The sequence below is a fragment of the Ornithinimicrobium ciconiae genome (genome assembly GCF_007197575.1).
Lineage (GTDB): Bacteria > Actinomycetota > Actinomycetes > Actinomycetales > Dermatophilaceae > Ornithinicoccus > Ornithinicoccus ciconiae.
Map to the genome: position 1 here is coordinate 3,091,113 of NZ_CP041616.1, position 22,329 is coordinate 3,113,441.

19 protein-coding genes are annotated in these 22,329 nt (G+C 68.1%); 6 read left to right on the forward strand and 13 right to left on the reverse strand.

Annotation, left to right across the window (positions count from 1 at the left end; genetic code table 11):
* Positions 1-3: 3 nt before the first annotated feature.
* From FNH13_RS14200 to ileS, 4 genes are read right to left on the reverse strand one after another with little or no spacing between them, the layout of a single operon-like run.
* Complete coding sequence (locus tag FNH13_RS14200) at positions 4-834, reverse strand: undecaprenyl-diphosphate phosphatase (protein ID WP_143784025.1); 831 nt, start codon at positions 832-834, stop codon at positions 4-6.
* Entirely contained in the window at positions 834-1,400 is a 567-nt protein-coding gene (locus FNH13_RS14205) for a DUF4233 domain-containing protein (RefSeq protein ID WP_143784026.1), read from the reverse strand. Before FNH13_RS14205 ends, FNH13_RS14200 begins: the two co-directional genes overlap by 1 nt.
* Entirely contained in the window at positions 1,397-2,827 is a 1,431-nt protein-coding gene (locus tag FNH13_RS14210; protein ID WP_143784027.1) for a bifunctional folylpolyglutamate synthase/dihydrofolate synthase, read from the reverse strand. Before FNH13_RS14210 ends, FNH13_RS14205 begins: the two co-directional genes overlap by 4 nt.
* The gene (gene ileS / locus FNH13_RS14215; RefSeq protein WP_143784028.1) at positions 2,824-6,225 is read right to left on the reverse strand and encodes an isoleucine--tRNA ligase; all 3,402 of its coding nucleotides are present in this window, start codon (positions 6,223-6,225) and stop codon (positions 2,824-2,826) included. Before ileS ends, FNH13_RS14210 begins: the two co-directional genes overlap by 4 nt.
* A gap of 593 nt (positions 6,226-6,818) precedes the next feature.
* Here ileS and FNH13_RS19130 point away from each other — a divergent pair.
* Together FNH13_RS19130 and FNH13_RS14220 are read left to right on the forward strand one after the other, a co-directional pair.
* Positions 6,819-6,980: a hypothetical protein gene (locus tag FNH13_RS19130; protein WP_165700125.1), complete on the forward strand. Its 162-nt coding sequence runs from the start codon at positions 6,819-6,821 to the stop codon at positions 6,978-6,980.
* A 400-nt stretch (positions 6,981-7,380) separates the two neighbouring features.
* Positions 7,381-8,724, forward strand: coding sequence for an FAD-binding oxidoreductase (locus FNH13_RS14220; RefSeq protein WP_143784029.1), 1,344 nt, complete (start codon positions 7,381-7,383; stop codon positions 8,722-8,724).
* 329 nt (positions 8,725-9,053) lie between these two features.
* Here FNH13_RS14220 and FNH13_RS14225 read toward each other — a convergent pair whose 3' ends face one another.
* The 7 genes from FNH13_RS14225 to FNH13_RS19325 form a co-directional block, all read right to left on the reverse strand.
* Complete coding sequence (locus tag FNH13_RS14225; protein WP_143784030.1) at positions 9,054-9,485, reverse strand: MBL fold metallo-hydrolase; 432 nt, start codon at positions 9,483-9,485, stop codon at positions 9,054-9,056.
* 135 nt (positions 9,486-9,620) lie between these two features.
* On the reverse strand, positions 9,621-10,043 hold the full coding sequence (locus tag FNH13_RS14230) for a nuclear transport factor 2 family protein (RefSeq protein WP_165700126.1): 423 nt from the start codon (positions 10,041-10,043) through the stop codon (positions 9,621-9,623).
* A 2-nt stretch (positions 10,044-10,045) separates the two neighbouring features.
* Entirely contained in the window at positions 10,046-11,635 is a 1,590-nt protein-coding gene (gene mhpA, locus FNH13_RS14235; RefSeq protein ID WP_143784032.1) for a bifunctional 3-(3-hydroxy-phenyl)propionate/3-hydroxycinnamic acid hydroxylase MhpA, read from the reverse strand.
* Between the two features lie 57 nt (positions 11,636-11,692).
* Entirely contained in the window at positions 11,693-12,628 is a 936-nt protein-coding gene (locus tag FNH13_RS14240; protein WP_143784033.1) for a BKACE family enzyme, read from the reverse strand.
* Between the two features lie 147 nt (positions 12,629-12,775).
* Positions 12,776-13,639 (reverse strand): fumarylacetoacetate hydrolase family protein, encoded by an 864-nt coding sequence (locus FNH13_RS14245; protein ID WP_143784034.1) that lies wholly within the window; start codon positions 13,637-13,639, stop codon positions 12,776-12,778.
* Positions 13,640-13,688: 49 nt separating this feature from the next.
* Entirely contained in the window at positions 13,689-13,937 is a 249-nt protein-coding gene (locus tag FNH13_RS19320; protein WP_202878787.1) for a hypothetical protein, read from the reverse strand.
* 6 nt (positions 13,938-13,943) lie between these two features.
* Complete coding sequence (locus FNH13_RS19325; protein ID WP_202878788.1) at positions 13,944-14,387, reverse strand: VOC family protein; 444 nt, start codon at positions 14,385-14,387, stop codon at positions 13,944-13,946.
* A 186-nt stretch (positions 14,388-14,573) separates the two neighbouring features.
* Here FNH13_RS19325 and FNH13_RS14255 point away from each other — a divergent pair, with 186 nt between their 5' ends.
* Positions 14,574-15,581 (forward strand): NADP-dependent oxidoreductase, encoded by a 1,008-nt coding sequence (locus FNH13_RS14255; RefSeq protein ID WP_143784035.1) that lies wholly within the window; start codon positions 14,574-14,576, stop codon positions 15,579-15,581.
* A 43-nt stretch (positions 15,582-15,624) separates the two neighbouring features.
* On the opposite strand, the gene FNH13_RS14260 is transcribed toward FNH13_RS14255, so the two are convergent.
* Positions 15,625-16,299, reverse strand: coding sequence for a GntR family transcriptional regulator (locus FNH13_RS14260; RefSeq protein ID WP_165700127.1), 675 nt, complete (start codon positions 16,297-16,299; stop codon positions 15,625-15,627).
* A gap of 181 nt (positions 16,300-16,480) precedes the next feature.
* On the opposite strand from FNH13_RS14260, the gene FNH13_RS14265 reads away from it, so the two are divergent.
* On the forward strand, positions 16,481-16,831 hold the full coding sequence (locus FNH13_RS14265) for a YciI family protein (protein WP_143784037.1): 351 nt from the start codon (positions 16,481-16,483) through the stop codon (positions 16,829-16,831).
* A gap of 101 nt (positions 16,832-16,932) precedes the next feature.
* Here FNH13_RS14265 and FNH13_RS14270 read toward each other — a convergent pair whose 3' ends face one another.
* Positions 16,933-18,480 (reverse strand): alanine/glycine:cation symporter family protein, encoded by a 1,548-nt coding sequence (locus FNH13_RS14270; RefSeq protein WP_143784038.1) that lies wholly within the window; start codon positions 18,478-18,480, stop codon positions 16,933-16,935.
* A 127-nt stretch (positions 18,481-18,607) separates the two neighbouring features.
* Here FNH13_RS14270 and valS point away from each other — a divergent pair, with 127 nt between their 5' ends.
* On the forward strand, positions 18,608-21,319 hold the full coding sequence (gene valS, locus FNH13_RS14275; protein ID WP_143784039.1) for a valine--tRNA ligase: 2,712 nt from the start codon (positions 18,608-18,610) through the stop codon (positions 21,317-21,319).
* 221 nt (positions 21,320-21,540) lie between these two features.
* Positions 21,541-22,317 (forward strand): DUF4129 domain-containing protein, encoded by a 777-nt coding sequence (locus FNH13_RS14280; protein ID WP_143784040.1) that lies wholly within the window; start codon positions 21,541-21,543, stop codon positions 22,315-22,317.
* The last annotated feature ends 12 nt before the right edge of the window (positions 22,318-22,329 follow it).

The window sequence follows — 22,329 nt, forward strand, 5'->3', positions numbered from 1 at the left end:
GGGTCAGGCCACGAGCACGCCGGTGCCCAGCAGCGCGAACAGCACCAGTGCCAGCGCGATCCGATAGATCACGAACGGCGTGAACGTGTGCGTGGTGATGTAACGCATGAACCAGGCGATGACCGCGAGCGCGACGACGAAGGCGATGCCGGTCGCGACCCAGATCTGACCCCACTGCGGCGGCACCGTGTTGTCCGAGATCTTCAGCACCTGATAGAAGCCCGAGCCGAGCACCGCAGGGATCGCCAGCAAGAAGCTGTAGCGCGCTGCGGTCTCGCGGCTGTAGCCCATGAACAGACCGGCCGCGATGGTGCCGCCGCTGCGGGAGACGCCGGGGATGAGGGCCAGTGACTGCGCGAGTCCATAGAGTATGCCGTCCCGCCAGGTGATCTCCCGCAGCCCCTTGGGGCGGGCCACCCGCGAAGCAAACCGGTCCGCGGCAAAGATGACCAGGGCAAACACCAGCAGCATCGTGGCCGTGAGCCACAGGCTGCGCAGGTCGGTCTCGATGTAGTCCTGCAGCGTGAAGCCCAGCACCCCGATCGGGATCGAGCCGATGATGACCAGCCAGCCCATGCGGGCCTCGGGGTCGTTGCGCGGCACCCGGCCGACCAGGGACAGCGCCCACTGCGTGATGATCTGCACGATGTCCCGGAAGAAGAACACCAGGACGGCGGCCTCGGTGCCCAACTGGCTGATCGCGGTGAAGGCCGCGCCGGGGTCACCCGTGCCGAAGAGCTGACCGACGATCGAGAGGTGCGCGCTGGAGCTGATCGGCAGGAACTCGGTGAGCCCCTGGACCAGCCCCAGGACGATCGCCTCGAGATACCCCATCAGTCCCCCATTTTCGTAGTGGTTTCGTTGGTGTCACCCGCATTCTCCGAGTGGTTTCGCTGCTCGCGAGGACGGACGTTCTGTTGATCTGTGTGCTCGGTGGGGTGATTTTCCGCCATACCGTGCGCTGGGTCGTTGTCCTGCGGCTGCTCGTCGGGATGAAGGGGGCCGTGCTCGGCGATCCAGTCGCGGGTCATCTGCTCCATGCTGGGGCCCTGCACCAGGGCGAGCACCCACAACGCGCCGAAGATCACCGCGACGATCCCCATCGCGGTGAGCGCTAGGGTGCTCAGGGCCGTCAGGCCCATCACGACCCAGCCCAGGGTCAGACCCCACGGTCGGCGCATGGAGCCGGCGGCCACGATTGCCAGGACCGCCAGGACGCTGCCACCGATGAGCAGCAGGTTGGCCCGCTGGGTGTCACCGTCGGCGGACAGCTCAAGCTGTCGGCCGGCGAGCCCCCCGAAGAATAGGGCCAGGGACAAACCGCCGAGCACGATAGAGGCCAGCCTGCGGGTCGCCTTCTCCGGGACACCGGAGAGTCGCACATGGTGCAGCCAGGTCACGTGGACTGGCTCCCCTCGCCCGTCACGCCCAGCAGCATCCGCACGTCCGCCACGGTGGTGATCGAGCCGGTGGCCAAGACCGCGCCGGTCATGCCGCCCCCGTCGGCCATCCCGCTAGCGATATCGAGGGCATCGGGCAGGTCCCGCACGACGGTCACGCGGTCCTCGCCGAACAGCTCGACCGCCATCTCTCCGAGCCGCTCCGGGGGGATGGAGCGCGGAGAGGTGCTGCGCGAGACGACGATGTGGTCCAGCAGCGGCTCGAGCACCTCGAGCATGGTGGAGGCGTCCTTCTCCTGCAGCACCGCGACCACTCCGACGAGCCGGTGGAAGGTGAAGGACTCGCGGATCGCCTCGGCCATCGCCGCGATGCCGGCCGGGTTGTGCGCCGCGTCGACGATGACCGTCGGGCTGCGCCGCACGATCTCCAACCGTCCCGGTGAGCTGACGTCTGCGAACGCGGCCCGGACCACGTCGGCATCCAGGGGCTGCTCGCCCCCGCCGAGGAACCCCTCGACGGCCGCGACCGCCATCGCCGCGTTGTGCACCTGGTGGGCACCGAAGAGCGGCAGGAAGACGTCGGTGTAGTCACCGGCCAGGCCGCGCAGTGACATCAGCTGACCACCCACGGCGACCTCCCGCTGGAGCACGCCGTAGGCCAGCCCCTCCACCTGCGCGGTGGCGCCGACCTCGTCGCAGCGCTCGAGCAGCAACTGCAGGACCTCGTTCTCCTGGACCCCGAGGACGGCGATCGCGTCGGACTTGATGATGCCGGCCTTCTCTGTGGCGATGTCGATGAGGTTGTCACCGAGCAGCCGGGTGTGGTCGATAGCAACGGGCGCCACGACCGCGACCTGCCCGTCGGCGACGTTGGTGGCGTCCCACACCCCACCGAGCCCGACCTCGACGACGGCGACGTCGACCGGGGCGTCCGAGAAGACCGCATAGGCGATGATCACGAGCAGCTCGAAGTAGGTGATCCGCGGGCCACCCGCAGCCAGGGAGGTCTCATCGACCATCTGGACATAGGGCAGGACGTCGTCGTAGGCCGCCAGGAAGCGCTCCGGATCGACCGGCTCCCCGGCGATCGCGATCCGCTCCCGCAGGTGGTGCAGGTGCGGGCTGGTGAACCGTCCGGTGGTCAGGCCCAGCTCGCGCAGCAGCCGCTCGACCATCCGGGTCGTGGAGGTCTTGCCGTTGGTGCCGGTGATGTGGATCATCGGGAAGTTGCGCTGCGGGTGGCCGAGCAGATCCATGACCTGCACGACGCGGTCGAGGGTGGGCTCGATGACATTCTCCGGTGACCGGGCCAGGATCTCCTCGGTCACCTGCGCCATCCGCGCCGCGATCAGCGGGTCGACCGGCTGACCGCCCGCACCCTCGCGCCTGCGCCGCCGGTCGCCCGGCGTCTCGTCTGAGGAGGTCATCGCGCGTCCACCTTCGTGATCAGCAGCTCCACCGTGCGTCCACCGTCGAGCTGGGCGGACGTGGTGTATGACGTGATGCGGGGCTGGGTGCCACCGTCCGGGTCGGTGCCGCCACCGAGGTTGTGACGCGGACCGCTGGGCAGCGGGGTGCCGGCACCGGCCGCGCCGAACTGCACGGCGAGCGTCTCGTCCATCACCAGCTTCTGGTGCTGGGTCGCGGCCTCCCACACATCGTCGTCCCCGACCACGGTGAGGCTGATCCGGTCGGTGATCTGCAGACCGGCGTCCTTGCGGGCACCCTGCACCGCCCGCACCAGGTCGCGGGCCAGACCCTCGCGGGCCAGGTCCTCGGTCACCTCGGTGTTGAGCACCACGAAGCCACCGCCCTGTCCGCGCAGCATCGCGGTCGACTGCGACGTCCCGTCGGCGCCCGCGGCCACCACCGTTTCCAGGGTGTACTCACCCTGGACGAGCGCGAGCCCGCCGGAGGTGACCGTGCCGTCGTCGGCCACCGACCAGTCACCCGACTTCGAGCCCTTGATCGCGGTCTGCACGTCCTTGCCCAGACGCGGCCCTGCCGCGCGCGCGTTGACCGTCAGCCTCTGCTCCACACCAAAGTCTGCGGCCGACGCCTCTGCCAGATCCAGCACCACCACCTCTCGCACGTTGACCTCGTGACGCACGATGTCAGTGAGCACCGACAGTCCCTGCGGATGGGCTGTGGCGACGGTCAGCGTGGACAGCGGCAGGCGCGTCCGCAGGCTCTCGGCCTTGCGCAGCCCCAGGGTCACCGAGCAGACCTCACGCACGGTGTCCATGGCCGCGACGAGGTCGTCGTCCTGCGGCAGGTCCGCCGCGTCGGGCCAGTCGGTCAGGTGCACCGACTCACCGCCGGTGAGCCCGCGCCATACCTCCTCGGTGGTCAGCGGCAGCAGCGGCGCGGCGACCCGGCAGGTCACCTCCAGCACGGTGTAGAGGGTGTTGAAGGCATCCTGGTCCTCGGCCCAGAACCGGTCACGCGAGCCACGGATATACCAGTTGGTGAGCACGTCCACGAAGGTGCGCACCGCGTCACAGGCCGAGGCGATGTGGAAGGCGTCCTGCGCCTCCTGCACCTGGGTGACGAAGTCGCGGGTCTTGGCCAGGATGTAGCGGTCCATCTCGTGCGTCGAGGCGCTCGACCAGGTCGCCTCACGGCCGGAGGCGTTGGCGTAGAGACCGAAGAAGTACCACGCGTTCCACAGCGGGATGAGCACCTGGCGGACTCCGTCGCGGATGCCCTGCTCGGTGACGACCAGGTTGCCACCGCGCAGGATCGGGCTGGACATCAGGAACCAGCGCATCGCGTCGGCGCCGTCGCGGTTGAAGACCTCACGCACGTCCGGGTAGTTCTGCAGCGACTTGGACATCTTCTGCCCGTCGCTGCCGAGCACGATGCCGTGGCTGATGCACGTCTCGAAGGCGGGACGGTCGAACAGCGCGGCACCGAGGATGTGCATGGTGTAGAACCAGCCCCGGGTCTGCCCGATGTACTCCACGATGAAGTCGGCCGGGTAGTGCTGCTCGAACCACTCGGTGTTGTCGAACGGGAAGTGCCACTGCGCGAACGGCATCGAGCCGGAGTCGAACCAGACGTCCAGCACGTCCTCGACCCGGCGCATGGTGGACTTGCCCGTCGGATCGTCCGGGTTGGGCCGGGTCAGTTCGTCGACGAATGGCCGGTGCAGGTCGACCTGGCCGTCTCGGTTGCGCGGCAGAGTGCCGAAGTCCGCCTCGATCTCGGCCAGTGAGCCGTAGACGTCGAGTCGCGGGTAAGCCTCGTCGTCAGACTTCCACACCGGGATCGGGCTGCCCCAGAAGCGGTTTCGGCTGATCGACCAGTCCCGGGCATTGGCCAGCCACTTGCCGAACTGACCGTGCTTGATGTGCTCGGGCACCCAGGTGATGTCCTCGTTGGTGCGCAGCATCGTGTCCTTGAACTTCGTCACCTCGACGAACCACGACGAGACACCCTTGTAGATCAGCGGCTCACGGCAGCGCCAGCAGTGCGGGTAGGAGTGGTCATAGGCCTCGCGGCGCAGCAGGACGGTGCCCCCGGTGACCGAGCCGGTGTCCAGGTCTTCGCCGGCACGCGCCGGGTCCTGGACGCGGGTGGCGGCCTTGAGGTGGTCGAGGATCGGGGCGTTGGCATCGAAGACCAGCATCCCGGCATACTCGTTGACGGGCGCGGTGAAGGCGCCGTCCGCACCGACCGGCATGACAGCCTCGATGCCCTCGCGGTCGGTGACCACCTTGTCGTCCTCACCGAAGGCGCCGGCGGTGTGCACCAGGCCGGAACCATCCGTGGTGGTGACGAACTCCGCGGTGACCAGGCGGTGCGCCCGCTCCCAGCCGACGTAGTAGCTGAACGGCGGCAGGTAGGAGCGGCCGGCCAGCTGCGCGCCGGTGAAGCGCCCGACAACGGTCGGCTCCTCCCCCAGCTCGTTCTTGTATGCCGGCACGCGGGCCTCGGCGAGCAGGTAGCGCTCGGTCCGGCCCGTGTAGTCGCTCTCGACGAGCACGTAGTCGATGTCCTCGCCGACCATGATCGCCAGGTTGGACGGCAGCGTCCACGGTGTCGTCGTCCAGACCAGCGCGAGGGCGCCGGCGAGGACGTCCTCGCCCCCGGCTGACGGCATACCCTCCTGCGCTGCCTCCGCGGCCCCGTCCTGGGGCAGGATCCGCAACCCGACCGTCACCGCGGGGTCACGGCGGACCTGGTAGACCTCCTCGTCCATCCGCAGCTCGTGGTTGGACAGCGGGGTCTGGTCGTTCCAGCAGTAGGGCAGCACCCGGAAGCCCTCGTAGGCCAGCCCCTTGTCGTAGAGCTGCTTGAACGCCCAGATCACCGACTCCATGTACTCCGGGTTCAGCGTCTTGTAGTCGTTGTCGAAGTCGACCCAGCGCGCTTGCCGGGTGACGTACTGGCGCCACTCGTCGGTGTACTGCAGCACGGAGGCGCGGCACGCGTCGTTGAACGCCTCGATGCCGAGCTCGAGGATCTCGTCCTTGGTCTTGATGCCCAGCTGGCTCATCGCCTCCAGCTCGGCGGGCAGCCCGTGGGTGTCCCAGCCGAAACGGCGCTCCACGCGCCGACCACGCATCGTCTGGTAGCGCGGCACGACGTCCTTGACGTAGCCGGTCAGCAGGTGGCCGTAGTGCGGCAGGCCGTTGGCGAAGGGCGGGCCGTCGTTGAAGACGAACTCGTTGGACCCGCCCTCCCCCGCGTCCCGCTGCTCGACACTCTTGACGAAGGTGTCGTTCTCCTCCCAGTAGGCCAGGACGGCCTGCTCGAGGCTCGGGAAGTCGGGGGCGGGGGTCAGCCCCTGGTGTGCGGTGTCGACCTTGGGGTAGGTCATGCGGCGCTCTCCTGTGCATCGTCCAACTCGTCCACTACGTGCACGAGGACGACGCTGGCGCCGCGGTACCACCTCGCTTGCCGCACCCGTCCGCTCCGGGGGAGCGCACGGCATACGACCGCTCTGGCCTCAGGCTGTGTCGGGCCCACCCGTCCGGTTCTAGTGAGGCACCACGGGGAGTATGCCGTGGGGCCGGTTCTTCCGGAGGCTCGCCGCTGATGACGGCTCAGACGCCTGCACCCAATCCTACCCGCAAAAAGATAGGGGTCTCGCATGTTTTCCACACAACGTCGTCGTGGTCTCGTACGCTCGCTAGAGCGTGACCTCGCTGGAACGCATCGCTTCTCGAGCTCAAGAGTGCTGATGGACGCGCCGTCGAGGGTGCCGACCCCTGTGTCCACGACGATGCACGGGGCCGGAAAGGCTGTGGCGCCAAGACACCAAGGGGGCTGTGTGGCGGCCGGTACCCGTACCCGGTACCCTTACTTGAGCCGACCACACGGTCGTCAACAACCCCAGAGTGGCGGCGCCTCATGTCGGGCCAGAACACCACCTTCACGCGCCGTTCGGTTGCGAAGGGAGCGGCCTGGGCAGTGCCTGCCGTCGTCATCGCTCAGGCCGCGCCGGCTATGGCCGCCAGCGATGCCTGCTACGCGGTGCTCCGCGAGTCGAGCGGTGGATCAGTCGGTGTGCTGGGGCTGGTGACCACGTCCGACGTGGGCACGTCCGACTACCCCCGCACACTGCAGAGCTAACCCCTGTATGACTGCGCCGCGACGCAGCTGACGTACTGCCCTCCTGGCCAACCCACGACCAGCGGCCCCATCCAGATCAGCTTCAGATTCAACTCCAGTGAGTTCGAACTGTCCCCTGAGTCGGCGTGGATCCTCAATGGCTGGACCGTGGTCTCAGTCGTCGATGCCGATGGAGTCACCACGATCCTTCTGAGTCACCCGCCGGTTAACCTCTACAACGCAACCGGGCAGATCCAGATCCCCGTGGCACCGAACACGGACCCACAGGGTAGTTTCCAGAGCTCAACACTCGCCGGCTGCGTCGGCAACCCTGCACAGTGGAATACGGTGCCAGAAGGCTGAGACCGGATCCGACCTCGTGCCCCCCACCGAGGTGGTGTGTAGTGGAGGTGTGGACGCAATGGACAGCAGCCTGCCGGACCGGGTCGTCACCGACCCCGACGTGGCCCGCACCTACGGCGTGGACCATAGCCCCGGTGCCGTCGCGCCGGAGGCGTTCACAGTGGTGCGGGCGCGGGACCGCGCAGACGTGGTCGAGGTCCTGCAGTATGCCGCGGCGCACCGGACCCCCGTCGTCACCCAAGGCGCCCGCACAGCTACAACCGGGGCGGCTGTCGCGCTCGAGGGCGGCATCGTGCTCAACACGGAGGCGATCAACCAGGTGGAGGTCGACCCGGTCGAACGGATCGCGGTCGTGGGACCCGGTGTAGTCAACGGTGACCTCAAGAGCCAGCTGACGGCATACGGCCTCGCCTATCCCCCAGACCCGGCCAGTTCCGGATCCTGCACGATCGGCGGCAACATCGCCACGAACGCCGGCGGGCTGTGCTGCGTGAAATATGGCGTGACGGCCGACTACGTCCGCGGCCTGGAGGTAGTCCTCGCGGGTGGCGAGGTCATGCGCACCGGGCGGCGGACGGCCAAGGGCGTCACCGGCTATGACCTGACCGGGCTGTTCGTGGGATCGGAGGGCACGCTCGGGGTGGTGACCGAGGCCGTGCTCCGGTTGATCCCCGCCCCGGACCCGCCGCTGACCGTGCTGGCCGTCTTCGACACCCTGGAGGCCACCCTCGCCGGCGTCACCGCCCTGCGCGAGCAGCGGCACACCCCCAGCCTGATCGAGCTGCTGGACGGGCCGAGCGTCGCGGCCATCCAGGACTACGGGGACTACGGCTTCCCCGCGGGCGCCGAGGGCGTGCTGCTGGTCCAGTCCGACCGGGTCGGTCACGCCCACGAGGACGTGATGGCGTATGCCGACGCCCTCACCTCCGCGGGCGCCACCGACGTGGCTGTCGCCGACGACCGGGCCGAGGCGGACCTGCTGATGGAGGGACGCCGCGCGCTCAACCCGGCCCTCGAGGCGCGCGGGTCACGGCTGATCGAGGACGTGTGCGTGCCGGTCGGACGGCTCGGCGACCTCGTCCGTGCCGTGCACGAGATCGCCACCCGACAGGGCCTCGAGGCGACCTGCAGTGGCCACGCCGGGGACGGCAACCTGCACCCCTGCTTCTTCTTCGATCAGGACGACGCGGCACAGGTCGCGGCGGCCCAGGCAGCCTTCGGCGAGGTCGTGGAGGCGGCGTGGTCCCTCGGTGGCACCCTGACCGGCGAGCACGGAGTGGGCACACTCAAGGCGCCCTGGCTGGAGCGGGAGCTGGGCGCGGCCGAGGTCGCCCGCCAGCGGGCACTCAAGGCGCTCTTCGACCCGCTCGGCATCATGAATCCCGGCCGCGTCTTCGGCTGAGGCGGTGGTCCTCACCCACCCCCGCCGACGTCACCACCTGCCTCTGGCCTCGCCGAGTCGGCCGGCGAGAGCCGTTGCCGGTGGTTGTTCGTCATGCGCGGCCCGCCACCGCGCATCGTGACCACGTGCCCCTGAGGTGATGCCACCGCCTGCCGAGGTCGCTGCCGGGAGGCCATGCGACAAAAGGGGCGCGATGCGTGTGCCTGGACATCTCACGGCGCCCATCCGGTCGCATCGCTCGCCGTGCTGACGGGAGCCGCATCGCTCGCCGTGGCCAAACCACGTACGTGCGGGGAGCACCATGGCTGGGACAGCTCGGCGCCGACGCGTCAGCGCCGACGCTTGCCAACCCCGACCGTCATCAGGTCACGTCCGACGACAACCTTGCCGGAGAAGCCACGCTGGGCACGACGGCGCCACTGGCCGTCGTTGACCTCGGCCGGGTCACCGGGCACCAGGTGATTGAGGACGAGCGTGCCGACGCCCGCAGACTCCGCCACGGCCCCAACGTCGTCGACGTTGGTGTGCGACTCGAGCAGGTGGGCGATGATCTTCGGCGGCACGAGACCGTCGAGAACGTCCACGTTGATGACCTCGTGCACCAGGACGTCCGCCCCCGAGGCGAGACGCATGAGGTTCTCGCTGACCGTGGTGTCGCCGGAGAAGACGACCGAGCCGTCCTCGGTCTCACACCGAAAACCGAAGGAAGGGAACACCGGCGGGTGCTTCACGAGGGTGGCGGTGACCCTGACCCCGGTCATCCTCGAAGACGAGGAACGGGTCCATGCCGGGAAGAGTTTGTCCGGAGCGGACGCACCGATGTCCGGCAGCACGATGTCATGCACCCGGAGCAGGTCCCGGATGTCCGGCCAGCGGCGCGATGGCGTTGTGCCGGTTCAGAAGTCCAGCAGCACCCGGTGCTCCTGGATGACCCAGCCGTCCTGCTGGCTGGTCAGCCAGTCTCGGAACCGACCGGTCTTCTGGACCCTGGGGCCGTCGGGTCCGGACTCGAGCACCAGGTAGTACGCGTCGGCGACCACCGACCCGTCCTCCCCCGGCTCGGAGACGACCAGGTTGGTCAGGTGATGTTTGGTCCTGCGCCGGCCGTCCTCGTCGGGAACCGGCTGGATCCGCTCGTACACCTCACGGATTGCCGGCCCACCGGTGATCCTGCCGCTGGGGAGGATCACCGTGGCGTGCTCCATGAGCTCGGCCAGCCGGTCGAAGTCACCACCGTCGACGGCGTCGAGGTAGTCGCACAACGCCCGGTGAACGGCCTGCCAGGTGGTCGAGTCGCCACCGGGTGCGTGACCAGCCACGGTCACCCGGTCACGGCCGCAGGCTTGGCTGCCCCGGCGAGCTGCTCCCGCAGCAGGTTCAGGGTCTGGTCCAGGCCGGCGAGCGGGACCGCGTCATAGAGGTAGAAGTCCGGCCGGATCACCGCGACCTCGGTCTCCAGCTCGGCGAACCACTCCTTGTAGGTGCCGTCCACGTCCTGCAGGTCCAGGCCCTCGGCCCCGACCGTGAGGACCCTGACACTGTTCTCCTCTGCCCAGGCCTTGATGTCGGGGCTGATCGCGTCAGCGACCTCGGGCCGCGTGCTCAGGACCGTCCAGCCATAGCCGCGCACGTCGTCGAGGAGGGCAGTGGTGGTGCCGTCGGACACCCGACCCTGCGGGGTGAGGTAGCCAGTGGCGGGGTGGAAGCCCAGGACGCCGTTCTCCAGGTGCGGCGGGGCCTCCGGCTCGGGCGCCAGGCTCGGGTCCTCCAGGGCCGCCCTCATCCCGGCGTCCCGTCCTGCTGCGGCCTCGGCGTCAGAGATGCAGATGACGTTGCCCAGGCCCATCGAGAAGTTGATGAAGTAGCGCACGTGCGTGGTGCGCTCGGTGCCGTAGGTGTCCAGCAGCGAGTCCGGCGAGGCACCGGAGAGCACCCGGTCCAGGCGCCAGGTCAGGTTCGCTCCGTCTCGGATCCCGGCACACATGCCCTGACCGGCGAACGGCGGCATGAGGTGGGCGGCGTCGCCGGCCAGCACCATCCGACCCTTGCGCCAGGTGTCGGCCCACTGCGCCCGGAAGGTGTAGACCGCGTGCTTCTCCAGCTTGGCGTTGTCCGGAGTCAGGCCCCACTCGGAGACCCGCCGCCAGGCGTACTCCTCGGTGTTCATCTCCTCGATGGTCTCGCTGGGCATCCGCATGAACTCCCACCGGCGGCGGCCGGGACCCCCCGGGACGATGGTCGTGGGGTTGGTCGGGTTGCACCACTGCCACGCGGGCGGGTCAAAGGTCATCGGCTCGTCCGGGACGACGTCGACGATCAGCCAGTCGAACTTGAAGCCAAGGTCCTGGACACCCACGCCCATCTGACTGCGGACGAAGCTGTTCGCGCCGTCCGCACCCACGACATACCGACCGCGGAAGGTCTTGGTGACGCTGGGGTCCAGGGTGGCCGACTCCTGCATCTGGTGTGCGGTGAGGGTGACGCCGTCAGCGTCCTCGGCCGTGTCCACCACCTGCCAGCCGTGGAAGACCTGGACATTGTCCTCAGCCTGGACCAGCTTGTGCAGCTCGCGCTCCAGGTCGGGCTGGTGGAAGAAGTTGGCGTTGGGCCATCCGGACCGGCCCATCCCCCGCCAGTCGATGCGGAGCAGGTCCTCCATGTCCGCGTTGCGCCAGGTGTAGTGGTTGTCATAAGGCTCGATCACCGGGTTGGTGTCCGGTCGGATGCCCGCCCACTGCAGCAGCCGCGCGACCTCGTCGTCGAGGTGCACCGCACGAGGCAGCGGATAGAAGCTGGGCCAGCGCTCGACCGCGGCGACGGTCCAACCCTTGCGGGCCAGCTGCAGGCTCAGGAACTGCCCGACAGGGCCGTACCCGACAACGACGACATCGACCTCGACAGGCTCGGTCATGGGGATCTCCTCAAGGATTCAGCAGAGTGCTGGTGGTTAGGGGTGCGGGGGTGATGTTCAGATCTTGACTGCGGACTTGCCCTTGAGGGCGAGGATGTCGCGCACCTCGTCGGGGCCGGCCAGCTCGTGGCCCAGGGACTGCAGGATGCCGGCGACCTTCTCGACCTGCTGCGCGTTGCTCGTGGCCCGCTCGCCGCGGGCGATCGAGAGGCTGTCTTCGAGGCCCACGCGGACCTGTCCGCCGAGGAGTGCCGCGTGGGTCACGAACTCCATCTGGTGCCGACCGGCGGCGAAGGCGGAGAGGATGTAGTCGTCACCGAAGAGTCGGTCAGCCACAGTGACCATGTGGGTGAGGTTGTCGTGGTCGGCGCCGATCCCGCCGAGGATCCCGAAGATCGACTGGACCATGAAGGGGGGCTTGACCAGTCCGCGGTCGACGAAGTGGGCCAGGGTGTAGAGGTGCCCGACGTCGTAGCACTCGAACTCAAAGCGGGTGCCGCGCTCCTCGCCGAGCTCACGCAGGGTGTACTCGATCTGGCGGAAGGTGTTGGCGAAGATCCGGTCCTCGCTGCCCAGCAGGTAGTCCTTCTCCCAGTCATGCTTCCAGGTGTCGAACTTGGCAGCGGCCCCGCTGAAGACGAAGTTGATCGAGCCCATGTTGAGGGAGGCGAGCTCCGGCTCGAAGCGCAGGGCGGCGGCCAGCCGCTCCTGGACGGTCATCGCGGTGCTGCCACCGGTGGTGATGTTGATGATGGCGTCGGTCTGCTCGTGGATCCGCGGCAGGAACTGCTCAAAAACTGCCGGGGCAGGGCTGGGACGACCGTCCTGCGGGTCACGGGCGTGCAGGTGCAGGATCGCTGCACCTGCCTGCGCCGCGTCGATCGCCTGGTCACCGATCTCCTGCGGCGTGACGGGCAGGTAGTCCGACATCGTCGGGGTATGGATGGAACCGGTCACGGCGCACGTGATGAACGTCTTGCTGGTTCGGCGCACAACTGCCTCCTGCTGGTATGCCGAAGGTGGCGGCGCCGCCTTGGCGTGGGTGCTCGGTCGTGGACCGAGCTCTCGGGTTTATCCCGGCCGGGCCCTGCCCACTGGACACCGTGGACGAGTGCCCGGCCGATGGGACGGGTGGGTGGATCAGACCATCGGGTTGCGGAGGGCCCCGAGACCCTCGATGGTCGTGGTGACGACGTCACCGGGCTGCAGCGCGATCCCCTGGGGCATGCCGACCCCGGCCGGGGTGCCGGTGAAGACGATGTCACCCGGATAGAGGGTGACCACCTTGGACAGGTCGGACAGGATGCGTGCCGAGGAGAAGATCATGTCCTTGGTGTTGCCGTCCTGCGCGGTCCAGGCGCCGGCACCATTCGACTGGGCGAGCCCGGTGGGCCCCTCGATCACGCAGGTGATGGACAGGTTCGCGGGATCCTCGATCTCGTTCGGGGTCACCACGGCTGGCCCGAACGGGCCGAACGCCGGGAAGGACTTGCCGAGGCTGAACTGCGGCGCCGGAGGACGGCGCTGCACGGTGCGCTCGCTGAAGTCCTGGCCGACGCTGTAGCCGGCGATGGCGGCCTGGGCCGCGTCCTCGTCCACGTCGTGGATCTGCTCGCCGACCACGACGACGAGCTCAGCCTCCCAGTCCAGGGTCTCCCCCGGCACCTTCACCTCGGCGGTGGGGCCGGCCAGGGACGACTGGTACTTGGTGAAGACGACGATGTTCTCCGGGTAGGCCATCTCGGCCTCATCGGCGTGGTCCTTGTAGTTGAGGCCGATCGCGAAGACCTGACGCGGGAAGGGGATCGGCGCGCCCAGGTCAGACTCGTCATAACCTTCCGCGTTGGCGTAGTCGACACCCGCGGCCCACTCGGTGAAGGCCGCCCAGTCTGCCCAGGGGGTCATCGGGTCGGGGCCGAATCGGCCGTCGGAGGCGCGCTCGACGTCCAGCGCCCTGCCGTCCTGCAGAAGCACCGCGCGGCCCGCCAGGTTTGCCAGTCTCATCGTTTCTCGTCTCTCTCGTAGTCAGGTTTTAGGTCTCGGTCGTGCCCGGTCAGTGGGTCGGCAGGGTGCCCTCGGCACCCTCATCGACCCCGCCAGCCAGCTCCGGCTCGGCCTCGACACGGGAGGCCCAGACGTCGGGGAACCGGACGTCAGCCTCCTGCGCCGGCGGGAACTCACGGGCGTAGGTGCGCTTTTGGATCTCGTCCACCGACATGCCCGAGCGGCGCGCCTCGACGAGCTTCTCCGGGTCGAACTGCGGGCCGATCTGGTCCGCGGCAAACTCCTGGGAGGCCCACATCCACTCCTAGGACTTCAGCCAGTCACCCCAGACGTCGACCTGGATCTCCACACCGTTGCCGTCCGGGTCCACGTAGTACATCGACATCGTCATGCCGTGGTGCAGGTTGACGTGCGGGACGATGCCCTGCTCGCGCAGCCGCACGTAGTTGTCCAGCCACTGGTCGAAGTTGTCGTACTCAAAGGCCGTGTGGTGCAGACCGGCGGTGTGCGGCTTGTCGACCGGCACCTTGGTGCCGGGCAGTCGCAGCAGGGCGATGCGGTGGTTGGCCTCGTCGTTGGTGAGCCAGGCGGCGTGCTCGGCGTAGTAGACCGGCTGCATCCCGCAGACCTGCTCGTACCACTTGACCATGGGGTCGATGTCCAGGGTCATGAAGGTGGCGTGATGCAGCTTGGGCACCGTGATGGGGCGCGGCTTGGCGTTGGTGGCGTACATCGACTTCTCGGCCATGTCGGACTCTCTCCTGTGAAAGGCGCGGACCCTCGGATCTCTCCGTTCCGCGTGCGGGGGCCAGGCCGGGCAACATCGCCGGGCCTCTGCACTGCAGACTATGGGGTAGATGATCGTCATGTCAAGAGATTTGCGAAAATCTCGCATAGGTGAGATGTTTCACAGATCTATCTGAGAGGGAGTCTCATGTCGAAACAGACCAGCAGACAGGTCGTCCTACGAGCGCGACCTGCAGCAATCCCGCAGGCGGAGCACTTCGCGATCGAGGAGGCAGATGTCCCGGCCCTGGCCGACGGACAGCTCCTCGTCCACAACAGTCACCTGTCGGTCGATCCCGCAATGCGCGGCTGGGTGAGCGCCACGGCCAACTACTCCGAGCCAGTGGCGATCGGCGAGGTCATGCGCTCCTTCGCCGTCGGCGAGATCGTCGCCTCCCAGCACCCTGACTTCCGCCCCGGGGAGATCGTGATGGGCATGTTCGGCTGGCAGGAGCTGGCCGTCGTCACTCCGGATGCCGTGTGGCGCAGGGTGCGCGAGGACGATCTGCCCCGCTCGTTGGCACTCGGGGCGCTCGGCCTCAACGGCCTGACCGCCTGGGCGGGCGTGCACCGGGTGCTCCGCCCCCGCCCGGGATCAACGGTGGTGGTGTCCAGCGCCGCCGGAGCAGTCGGCTCGGCGGTGGGTCAGCTCGCGGCCGCCGAGGGCTGCCGCACCATCGGGATCGCCGGCGGTCCGGAGAAGGCACGCTGGTGCGTCGACGAGTACGGGTTCGACGTGGGGCTCGACTACCGTTCCGAGACCTTCGTGAACGACCTGGCCCAGGCCACCCCGGACGGGGTGGACCACTACTTCGACAACACCTCCGGTCCGATCACGGATGCCGTGCTCCAGCGGCTGACCACCCACTCCTCGGTCCTGGTGTGCGGGACCGCTGCCATCTCCTCGTGGGACCCGTGGCCGACGGGCCCGCGCACGGAGCGGATCGTCTTGACCCAGCGCGCCCGCATCGAGGGCTTCCTTGCCTTCGACCACCTCGACGCCCTCCCCGAGGCGGTCGAACAGCTCGCGGAGATGGTGCGCTCTGGCGCCCTGACCTACCGGGAGCACATCCTCGACGGACTCGAGTCGGCTCCCGGCGCGATCGCGATGCTGTATGCCGGGACGAACACGGGCAAGCTCGTCGTGGAGCTCTGAGAATGCGCGTGAAGCCTCAGTCCGACGAGGGCGCGGGACGTCTCTAGTCGACGAGGACGTGCTCGAGCACGAGGTCGGTCGTGCGCTGGAAGTGCCTGGCCAGCGACGCGACCGCCTCCTTGCTCTGACGTGCGACGGTCAGCTCCATGAGCTCCCGGTGCTCTGCCGCCACGTCGCGCGACTCCTCCGCGGGAGCCTTCGCAGACATCTGTCGATAGAGCTCAGAGCTGTCCCGCAGCAGATCGGTCAGCTGGACGAGGCGACGGTTGCCACATCCAACACCCAGCGCCACATGGAAGTCGTTGTGCGCGACGGCCCACTCATCTGTGGAGCCGGGACTGTCCTTGCTCAAGAATGGAGTCCGGGCGAGGACATGGTGGGTGGACACCACTCCTGCCTCCCAGGCCATGTCGCCCTGTTCGATGGACTGCTCCAGAGCCAGCCCCTCAAGCAGGATCCGCATCTGGGTCAGGTCCACGAGGTCCTGGCGGGAGATCTCGACGACGCGGAAGCCCTGGTTGGGCGCGAGCACGAGGAGGTGCCGCTCCGCCAGGCGAATCAGCGCCTCACGCACGACGGCAGTGCTGACATCGAACTGCTTTGCCAGCGGGCTCAGTCGGAGCGGCGATCCAGGGGTGTGTCGTCCAGACAGGATGTCGGAGCGGATCCCCGCATACACCTGCTCGGTCAGCGTTCCGACACCGTTCGTATTCTTCACATTTTTGATTATCTCATAGATCTTCGCATGACTTGGATTCATTGCCGCAGCGGCGCGACCCCCAGCCACCGCTGCGGCCTCGGCGCACCGACATCCGGCGTCGCTGTCGATTCGCGACCGATCCCTACGTCATGGTGGTGAGGTCGCACCCCGCGGCCAGCACGCCGAGAGGACACCCCAGATGAGCCGCTACCTGATTCTGCTTCCCGCCCCCGAGGCTGAGTGGGCCCAGCTCCCCCCAGAGGCCCACGAGCACGGCATGCGCTCGCACGGCATCTTCCACGAGGACCTCGCCGAGGGCGGCCACGAGATCCTGGCGGTCGGTCCGCTCGAGCCGTCCGCCCAGGCCACCTCCATGAGGCCTGATGGCACGGGAGGGGCACTGGTCACCGACGGTCCGTTCACCGAGTCGGTGGAACAGATCGTCGGCTTCTACCTGATCCGCAGCGACGACGAGCCTGGCCTGCGGACGATCTGCGAGCGCTTCTCCTCGCGCGGCGAGCTCATCGAGTTCCGCAAGATGGCGGAGTAACCCCGCTTGGCGGCATACCAAACCTCGCCAAAATGCGTGGGGAGCCTGCGAAACCTCTCCAAAAATGCGTGAGGAGCCTGCGAAACCCCTCCAAAAACAGGTCAGTCGGACCCCAGCTTGAGCAGCTCGCCGCTCTTGCGGTCGGCGAGGTACTGCCGCATCTCCACCTTGATCACGGGCACCAGGATGTAGAGCGCCAGGATGTTGACGAACGCACAGATGAACAGGGCCGAGTCGGCCAGGTTGACGACCTGCTTGAGGGTCAGCACGCACCCGAGCGCGGTGAAGGTGCAGAACACGCTCTTGTAGATGATCTCGGAGACCCGCGAGCGACCAAAGAGGTGCTCCCAGGCCTTGAGCCCGTAGTAGGACCAGGTGATCAGGGTGCTGAACGCGAAGAGCGCCACGGCGATGGCCAGCAGCAGCGGAAACCAGGAGACGACCGACTCGAAGGCGTCCGAGGTCAGCAGCACACCGTTGACCTCCGGGGACTCCCCCGCGGCGACCTGCTCGCGGGTCTGCGCATAGATCGCGGTGTCGGCCACCACGATCGTCAGGGCGGTCATGGTGCAGATGATCACGGTGTCCACGAACGGCTCGAGCAGCGCGACGAAGCCCTCCGAGACCGGGCGACGGGTCTTGACCGCCGAGTGCGCGATGGCCGCTGAGCCCAGACCTGCCTCGTTGGAGAAGGCCGCGCGCTGCATGCCGATGATCATCACGCCGACCACACCACCGGCCACGCCGCTGGGGTTGAAGGCGCCCTCGAAGATCCCGGTAATCGCCGAAGGGATGTGTCCGGCGTTGACGACCAGGACCGTGAGGCAGCACACCACGTAGAGGATCGCCATGGCCGGGACCAACTTGTCCGTGACCCGCGCGATGGAGCGGATGCCGCCGATGATGACCAGGGCCACCAGCGCGGCCAGGATGAGCCCGAAGATCAGTCCCGCCCCGTCCCCGGCGAGCGGGCTGTCCGCCTTGCCGGTGACCTCGACTGCCTGCATGTAGGTCTGGTTGGCCTGGAACATATTGCCCCCGGCGACCCCGAAGAACAGGATCGCCACGGCATAGATCCCGGTGAGGGCACTGGCTGGCAGTCGTCCGAAGCGGGCGAAGGCCACCGGCAGATATTTAAAGGGACCACCCGAGACCGTCCCGTCCTCGTTGATCTGCCGATACATGACCCCCAGCGTGCACTCGGCAAACTTGGTGGCCATCCCGAGCAGGCCCGCCAGGATCATCCAGAACGTTGCTCCCGGACCGCCGATCGCGACGGCGATCGCCACACCGGCGATATTGCCCAGTCCCACCGTGCCCGAGAGCGCCGAGGCGAACGCCTGGAAGTGCGTCACCTCCCCCGGGTCATCGGGCGAACTGAACTTGCCGCGGACCACGTCAAAGGCTGTCCGCCACCCTCGGATCTGCACGAAGCCGAAGTAGATGGTGCAGAAGGCCGCTCCCACGATGAGCCACAGGATGACGAAGGGAGGACCGTCAGGCCAGCCGGGGATCGTGAAGAAGACGACATCCGTCAGGAAGTCCGCCAGCGGCTTGAAGGCACTGTTCACGGCCGTTTCGATGTCGCTGAGGACACCGCTGCTCTCGACCTCGGTGGATCGGAGCAGGATCTGGGGCACGTGAACCATGAGGCAAGGGAACTCCTGCTGAGGCCAGACAGCAACCGCTGGAGCCAGACTTTGCCAAAGGATGACCCGGTCAGGCGGGGAGAAACCCTGTGCAGACGTGCCCGTTGAGGATGGGACAATGCCACTCATGACCTCTCACGACCCACGCACCACCAACCTGACCCCGGTGACCCTGCCGGCCAAGCCGTCCGTCGACGGTCTGGAGGAGAAGTGGGCAGCCGTATGGCGCGAGCAGGACACCTACGCGTTCGACCGGGAGGCCGCCCTGGCGGCTGATCGTTCCCAGATCTTCGCGATCGACACTCCCCCGCCGACCGCGAGCGGCAGCCTGCACGTCGGTCACGTCTTCGGCTACACCCAGGCCGACTGCCTGGCGCGCTATCACCGGATGACTGGCAAGCACATCTTTTATCCCATCGGCTGGGACGACAACGGCCTGCCCACCGAGCGCCGCGTCCAGAACTATTACGGCGTGCGCGGTGACGCGACCCTGCCGCACGACCCCGACTTCACCCCTCCCCAGCAGGGTGGCGACACCAAGTCGTCCAAGGCGGCCAACCAGGTCCCGATCGGTCGGGCCAACTTCATCGAACTCTGCGAGGAGCTCACCGTCCTGGATGAGAAGACCTTCGAGGACACCTTCCGCCGTCTGGGCCTGAGCCTGGACTGGAATGTGCAGTACCGCACCATCGACGACCGTTCCCGCGCCGTCGCTCAGCAGGCCTTCCTGCGCAACCTCGCGCGCGGCGAGGCCTACCAGTCCGAGGCCCCCGGCCTGTGGGACATCACCTTCCAGACCGCTGTCGCCCAGGCCGAGCTCGAGGCCCGCGACTACCCGGGCCACTACCACCGGGTGGCCTTCCACGGGGCTGATGGGCCGACCTACATCGAGACCACCCGACCCGAGCTGATCCCGTCGGTGGTCGCGCTAATCGCCCACCCCGACGACGAGCGGTATGCCGCACTGTTCGGGACCACGGTCCGCTCGCCGCTGTTCGGGGTCGAGATCCCGGTCCTGGCCCACCCGATGGCCGAGATGGACAAGGGTGCCGGCATCGCGATGTGCTGCACCTTCGGTGACCTGACCGACGTCACCTGGTGGCGCGAACTGTCCCTGCCGACCCGCTCGGTCATCGGCCGCAATGGTCGCTTCCAGGGTGAGACCCCGCAGTGGCTGGCCGGCGGCCCCGGCGAGGAGCTGTATGCCGGCGAGCTGGCTGGCAAGACCACCTTCAGTGCTCGTGCGGCCGTCGTCGAGGCGCTGCGCGCCTCGGGCGACCTGGACGGAGAGCCGAAGGCCACCCAGCGCAAGGCCAACTTCTTTGAAAAGGGTGACAAGCCGCTGGAGATCGTCACGAGTCGGCAGTGGTATATCCGTAACGGCGGCAAGGACGTTGACCTGCGTCAGGACCTGATCGGTCGGGGTGACCAGATCGACTTCCACCCCGCGTTCATGCGCTCGCGCTACAAGAACTGGGTCGAGGGACTCAATGGGGACTGGCTGGTCAGCCGGCAGCGCTTCTTCGGTGTGCAGTTTCCGGTCTGGTATGCCGTCGACGCCGAGGGTGAGATCGACTACGACACGGTGCTGACCCCCGACGAGTCCCGCCTGCCGATCGACCCGATGTCCGACGCGCCGGAGGGCTACACGCAGGACCAGCGCGACCAGCCCGACGGCTTCACCGGCGACCCGGACGTCATGGACACCTGGGCGACGTCGTCGCTGTCCCCCCAGATCGCTGCCGGGTGGCCGGTGGGCGGTCGGGCCGATGGTGAGCTGGGCAACGACAGCGAGCTGTTCGCCAAGGTCTTCCCGTTCGACATGCGTCCCCAGGGCCACGACATCATCAGGACCTGGCTGTTCGCGACCGTCGTGCGGGCACACCTCGAGCACGACTCGGTGCCGTGGACCGACGCCTATGTCAACGGCTGGATCCTGGACCCGGACCGCAAGAAGATGTCGAAGTCGAAGGGCAACGCCACCACGCCGCTGGGCATGCTGGAGGCCAATGGCACCGATGCGGTCCGCTACTGGGCGGCAGCTGCCCGTCCTGGCGTGGACACCATTGACGACGCCGCGCAGATCAAGGTCGGTCGACGGCTGGCCATCAAGATCCTCAACGCGAGCAAGTTCGCGCTCGGCATGAGTCAGCACGAGCTGGCCGACGACGCACCCGCGCCGATGCCCGAGGAGCTCACGGTGCTGGTTGGGCGGGTCACCGAGCCACTGGACCGGGCGATGCTCGCCGGGCTGGCAGCGGTCATCGGGGCGGCCACCGAGGCCTACGAGGGCTACGACTACTCCAAGGCCCTGGATGCCACCGAGTCCTTCTTCTGGACCTTCTGCGACGACTACCTCGAACTGGTCAAGGAGCGCGCCTACGGGTCCGACGAGTCACTCGACCGCGGCCAGGTCGAGTCCGCCCGCGCCGCGCTGCAGGTCGCGCTCGACGTGCTCCTGCGCCTGCTCGCGCCGGTCATCTCCTTTGCCACGGAGGAGGTCTGGTCCTGGTGGCACACCGACTCGGTGCACACCGCCGCGTGGCCGACGGTCGACGAGGTGGCTGCCGGCGCCGAGGGCGGTGACCCGCGGATGCTGGAGGTCGTCGGTCAGGCCCTGGCCGGGGTCCGCCGTGCCAAGTCCGAGGCCAAGGTCGGCATGCGCACGGAGGTCTCGGCCACCACGATGAACGGCCCGGAGGCCGACCTCGCGCTGGTCCGCGACGCCGAGTCCGACCTGCGTTCGGCGGGCAAGGTCGTCGGTGCGGTCGACTACGCCACCGCCGAGGCGTTCTCGGTGTCCGGGACGACGCTGTTCGAGGCCGCACCGTCTGCCTGACCGCAGCGCAGCGCCTGCAGCAGCGCAGCGCCTGACCGCAGCTCAGCGCCTGCAGCAGCGCAGCGCCTGACCGCAGCTCAGCGCCTGCAGCACCGCAGCGCCTGCAGCACCGCCGGACGGTCCCGACCTGACCTCCCGGGCGCTGCGCACGATGGCGGCGGATGCGGGAGGCCCCGGCGAGGTGTTGGGTGATCAACTGTCGGCCAACATAGGGTCGGGACATGCATCGGGGCAAGGTGATCGCGGCAGCCGCTGTCGCTGCTGTCGTCCTGCTCCTGCTGCTGTGGGGCAGCAGCTCCGGCACGCCGGTCCTGTCCGCACCATCGGGCGAGGCGGGCACGCGCGAGCCGCGTCCGCCGACGACCCTGCCAGCTGGCGATCAGGTGCCCACCACCAGCGGGCCCGCCGACCTGGGGCCAGGCATCAACGCCATCGACTGGTTGATGGTCTTTTTCGCTCTCGTCGTGCTGGTCATCGCCATCCGGGTGATCCAGTGGTTGCTCAACCGTGACTGGGAGCAGTCCGACGCCCCTGCGGAGGACGAGCTCAGCGACGATCTCGATCTGCTGCTGGAGGCCACCTCCGAGGAGGCGCGCAACCGGGCGCAGACCGAGGGCGAGCCACGCAATGTCGTGGTGCGCTGCTGGGTTGCCCTGGAGGACGCCGCCGCGTCCGGCCTGGCTCGCGACCCCTCCGAGACCGCCGCCGAGTTCACCCGCAGGTTCCTCGGGTCCTGGGACGTCGACGTGGACCTGACCCAGGAGCTGGCCGAGCTCTACCGGGAGGCTCGCTTCTCGCGGCATCCGGTCAGCCGCGAGACCGGGGACCGCGCCGTCGCTGTCGTGAGCAGCATCCATGACCAGCTCCGCGCCAGCAACGCACGCCGAGCCGAGCAGGCTGAGGCTGAGGAGACCCAGGCTGAGGGAACCACGAGTGCCACGCCCCCATTGCAGCAACCGTCCCCACCCCGCTCACCCCGGCACGGAGGCGACCAGTGATCGCCAAGGACG

Bases quoted from the DNA above. Each gene is read 5' to 3' on its own strand.
- mhpA (WP_143784032.1), bottom strand. From the start codon at position 11,635: ATGACCGAGCCTGTCGAGGTCGATGTCGTCGTTGTCGGGTACGGCCCT.
- FNH13_RS19320 (WP_202878787.1), bottom strand. From the start codon at position 13,937: ATGTGGGCCTCCCAGGAGTTTGCCGCGGACCAGATCGGCCCGCAGTTC.
- FNH13_RS14210 (WP_143784027.1), bottom strand. From the start codon at position 2,827: ATGACCTCCTCAGACGAGACGCCGGGCGACCGGCGGCGCAGGCGCGAG.
- valS (WP_143784039.1), top strand. From the start codon at position 18,608: ATGACCTCTCACGACCCACGCACCACCAACCTGACCCCGGTGACCCTG.
- FNH13_RS14225 (WP_143784030.1), bottom strand. From the start codon at position 9,485: ATGACCGGGGTCAGGGTCACCGCCACCCTCGTGAAGCACCCGCCGGTG.
- FNH13_RS14280 (WP_143784040.1), top strand. From the start codon at position 21,541: ATGCATCGGGGCAAGGTGATCGCGGCAGCCGCTGTCGCTGCTGTCGTC.
- FNH13_RS14200 (WP_143784025.1), bottom strand. From the start codon at position 834: ATGGGGTATCTCGAGGCGATCGTCCTGGGGCTGGTCCAGGGGCTCACC.
- FNH13_RS14265 (WP_143784037.1), top strand. From the start codon at position 16,481: ATGAGCCGCTACCTGATTCTGCTTCCCGCCCCCGAGGCTGAGTGGGCC.
- FNH13_RS14255 (WP_143784035.1), top strand. From the start codon at position 14,574: ATGTCGAAACAGACCAGCAGACAGGTCGTCCTACGAGCGCGACCTGCA.
- FNH13_RS14270 (WP_143784038.1), bottom strand. From the start codon at position 18,480: ATGGTTCACGTGCCCCAGATCCTGCTCCGATCCACCGAGGTCGAGAGC.
- FNH13_RS14245 (WP_143784034.1), bottom strand. From the start codon at position 13,639: ATGAGACTGGCAAACCTGGCGGGCCGCGCGGTGCTTCTGCAGGACGGC.
- FNH13_RS14220 (WP_143784029.1), top strand. From the start codon at position 7,381: ATGGACAGCAGCCTGCCGGACCGGGTCGTCACCGACCCCGACGTGGCC.
- ileS (WP_143784028.1), bottom strand. From the start codon at position 6,225: ATGACCTACCCCAAGGTCGACACCGCACACCAGGGGCTGACCCCCGCC.
- FNH13_RS19325 (WP_202878788.1), bottom strand. From the start codon at position 14,387: ATGGCCGAGAAGTCGATGTACGCCACCAACGCCAAGCCGCGCCCCATC.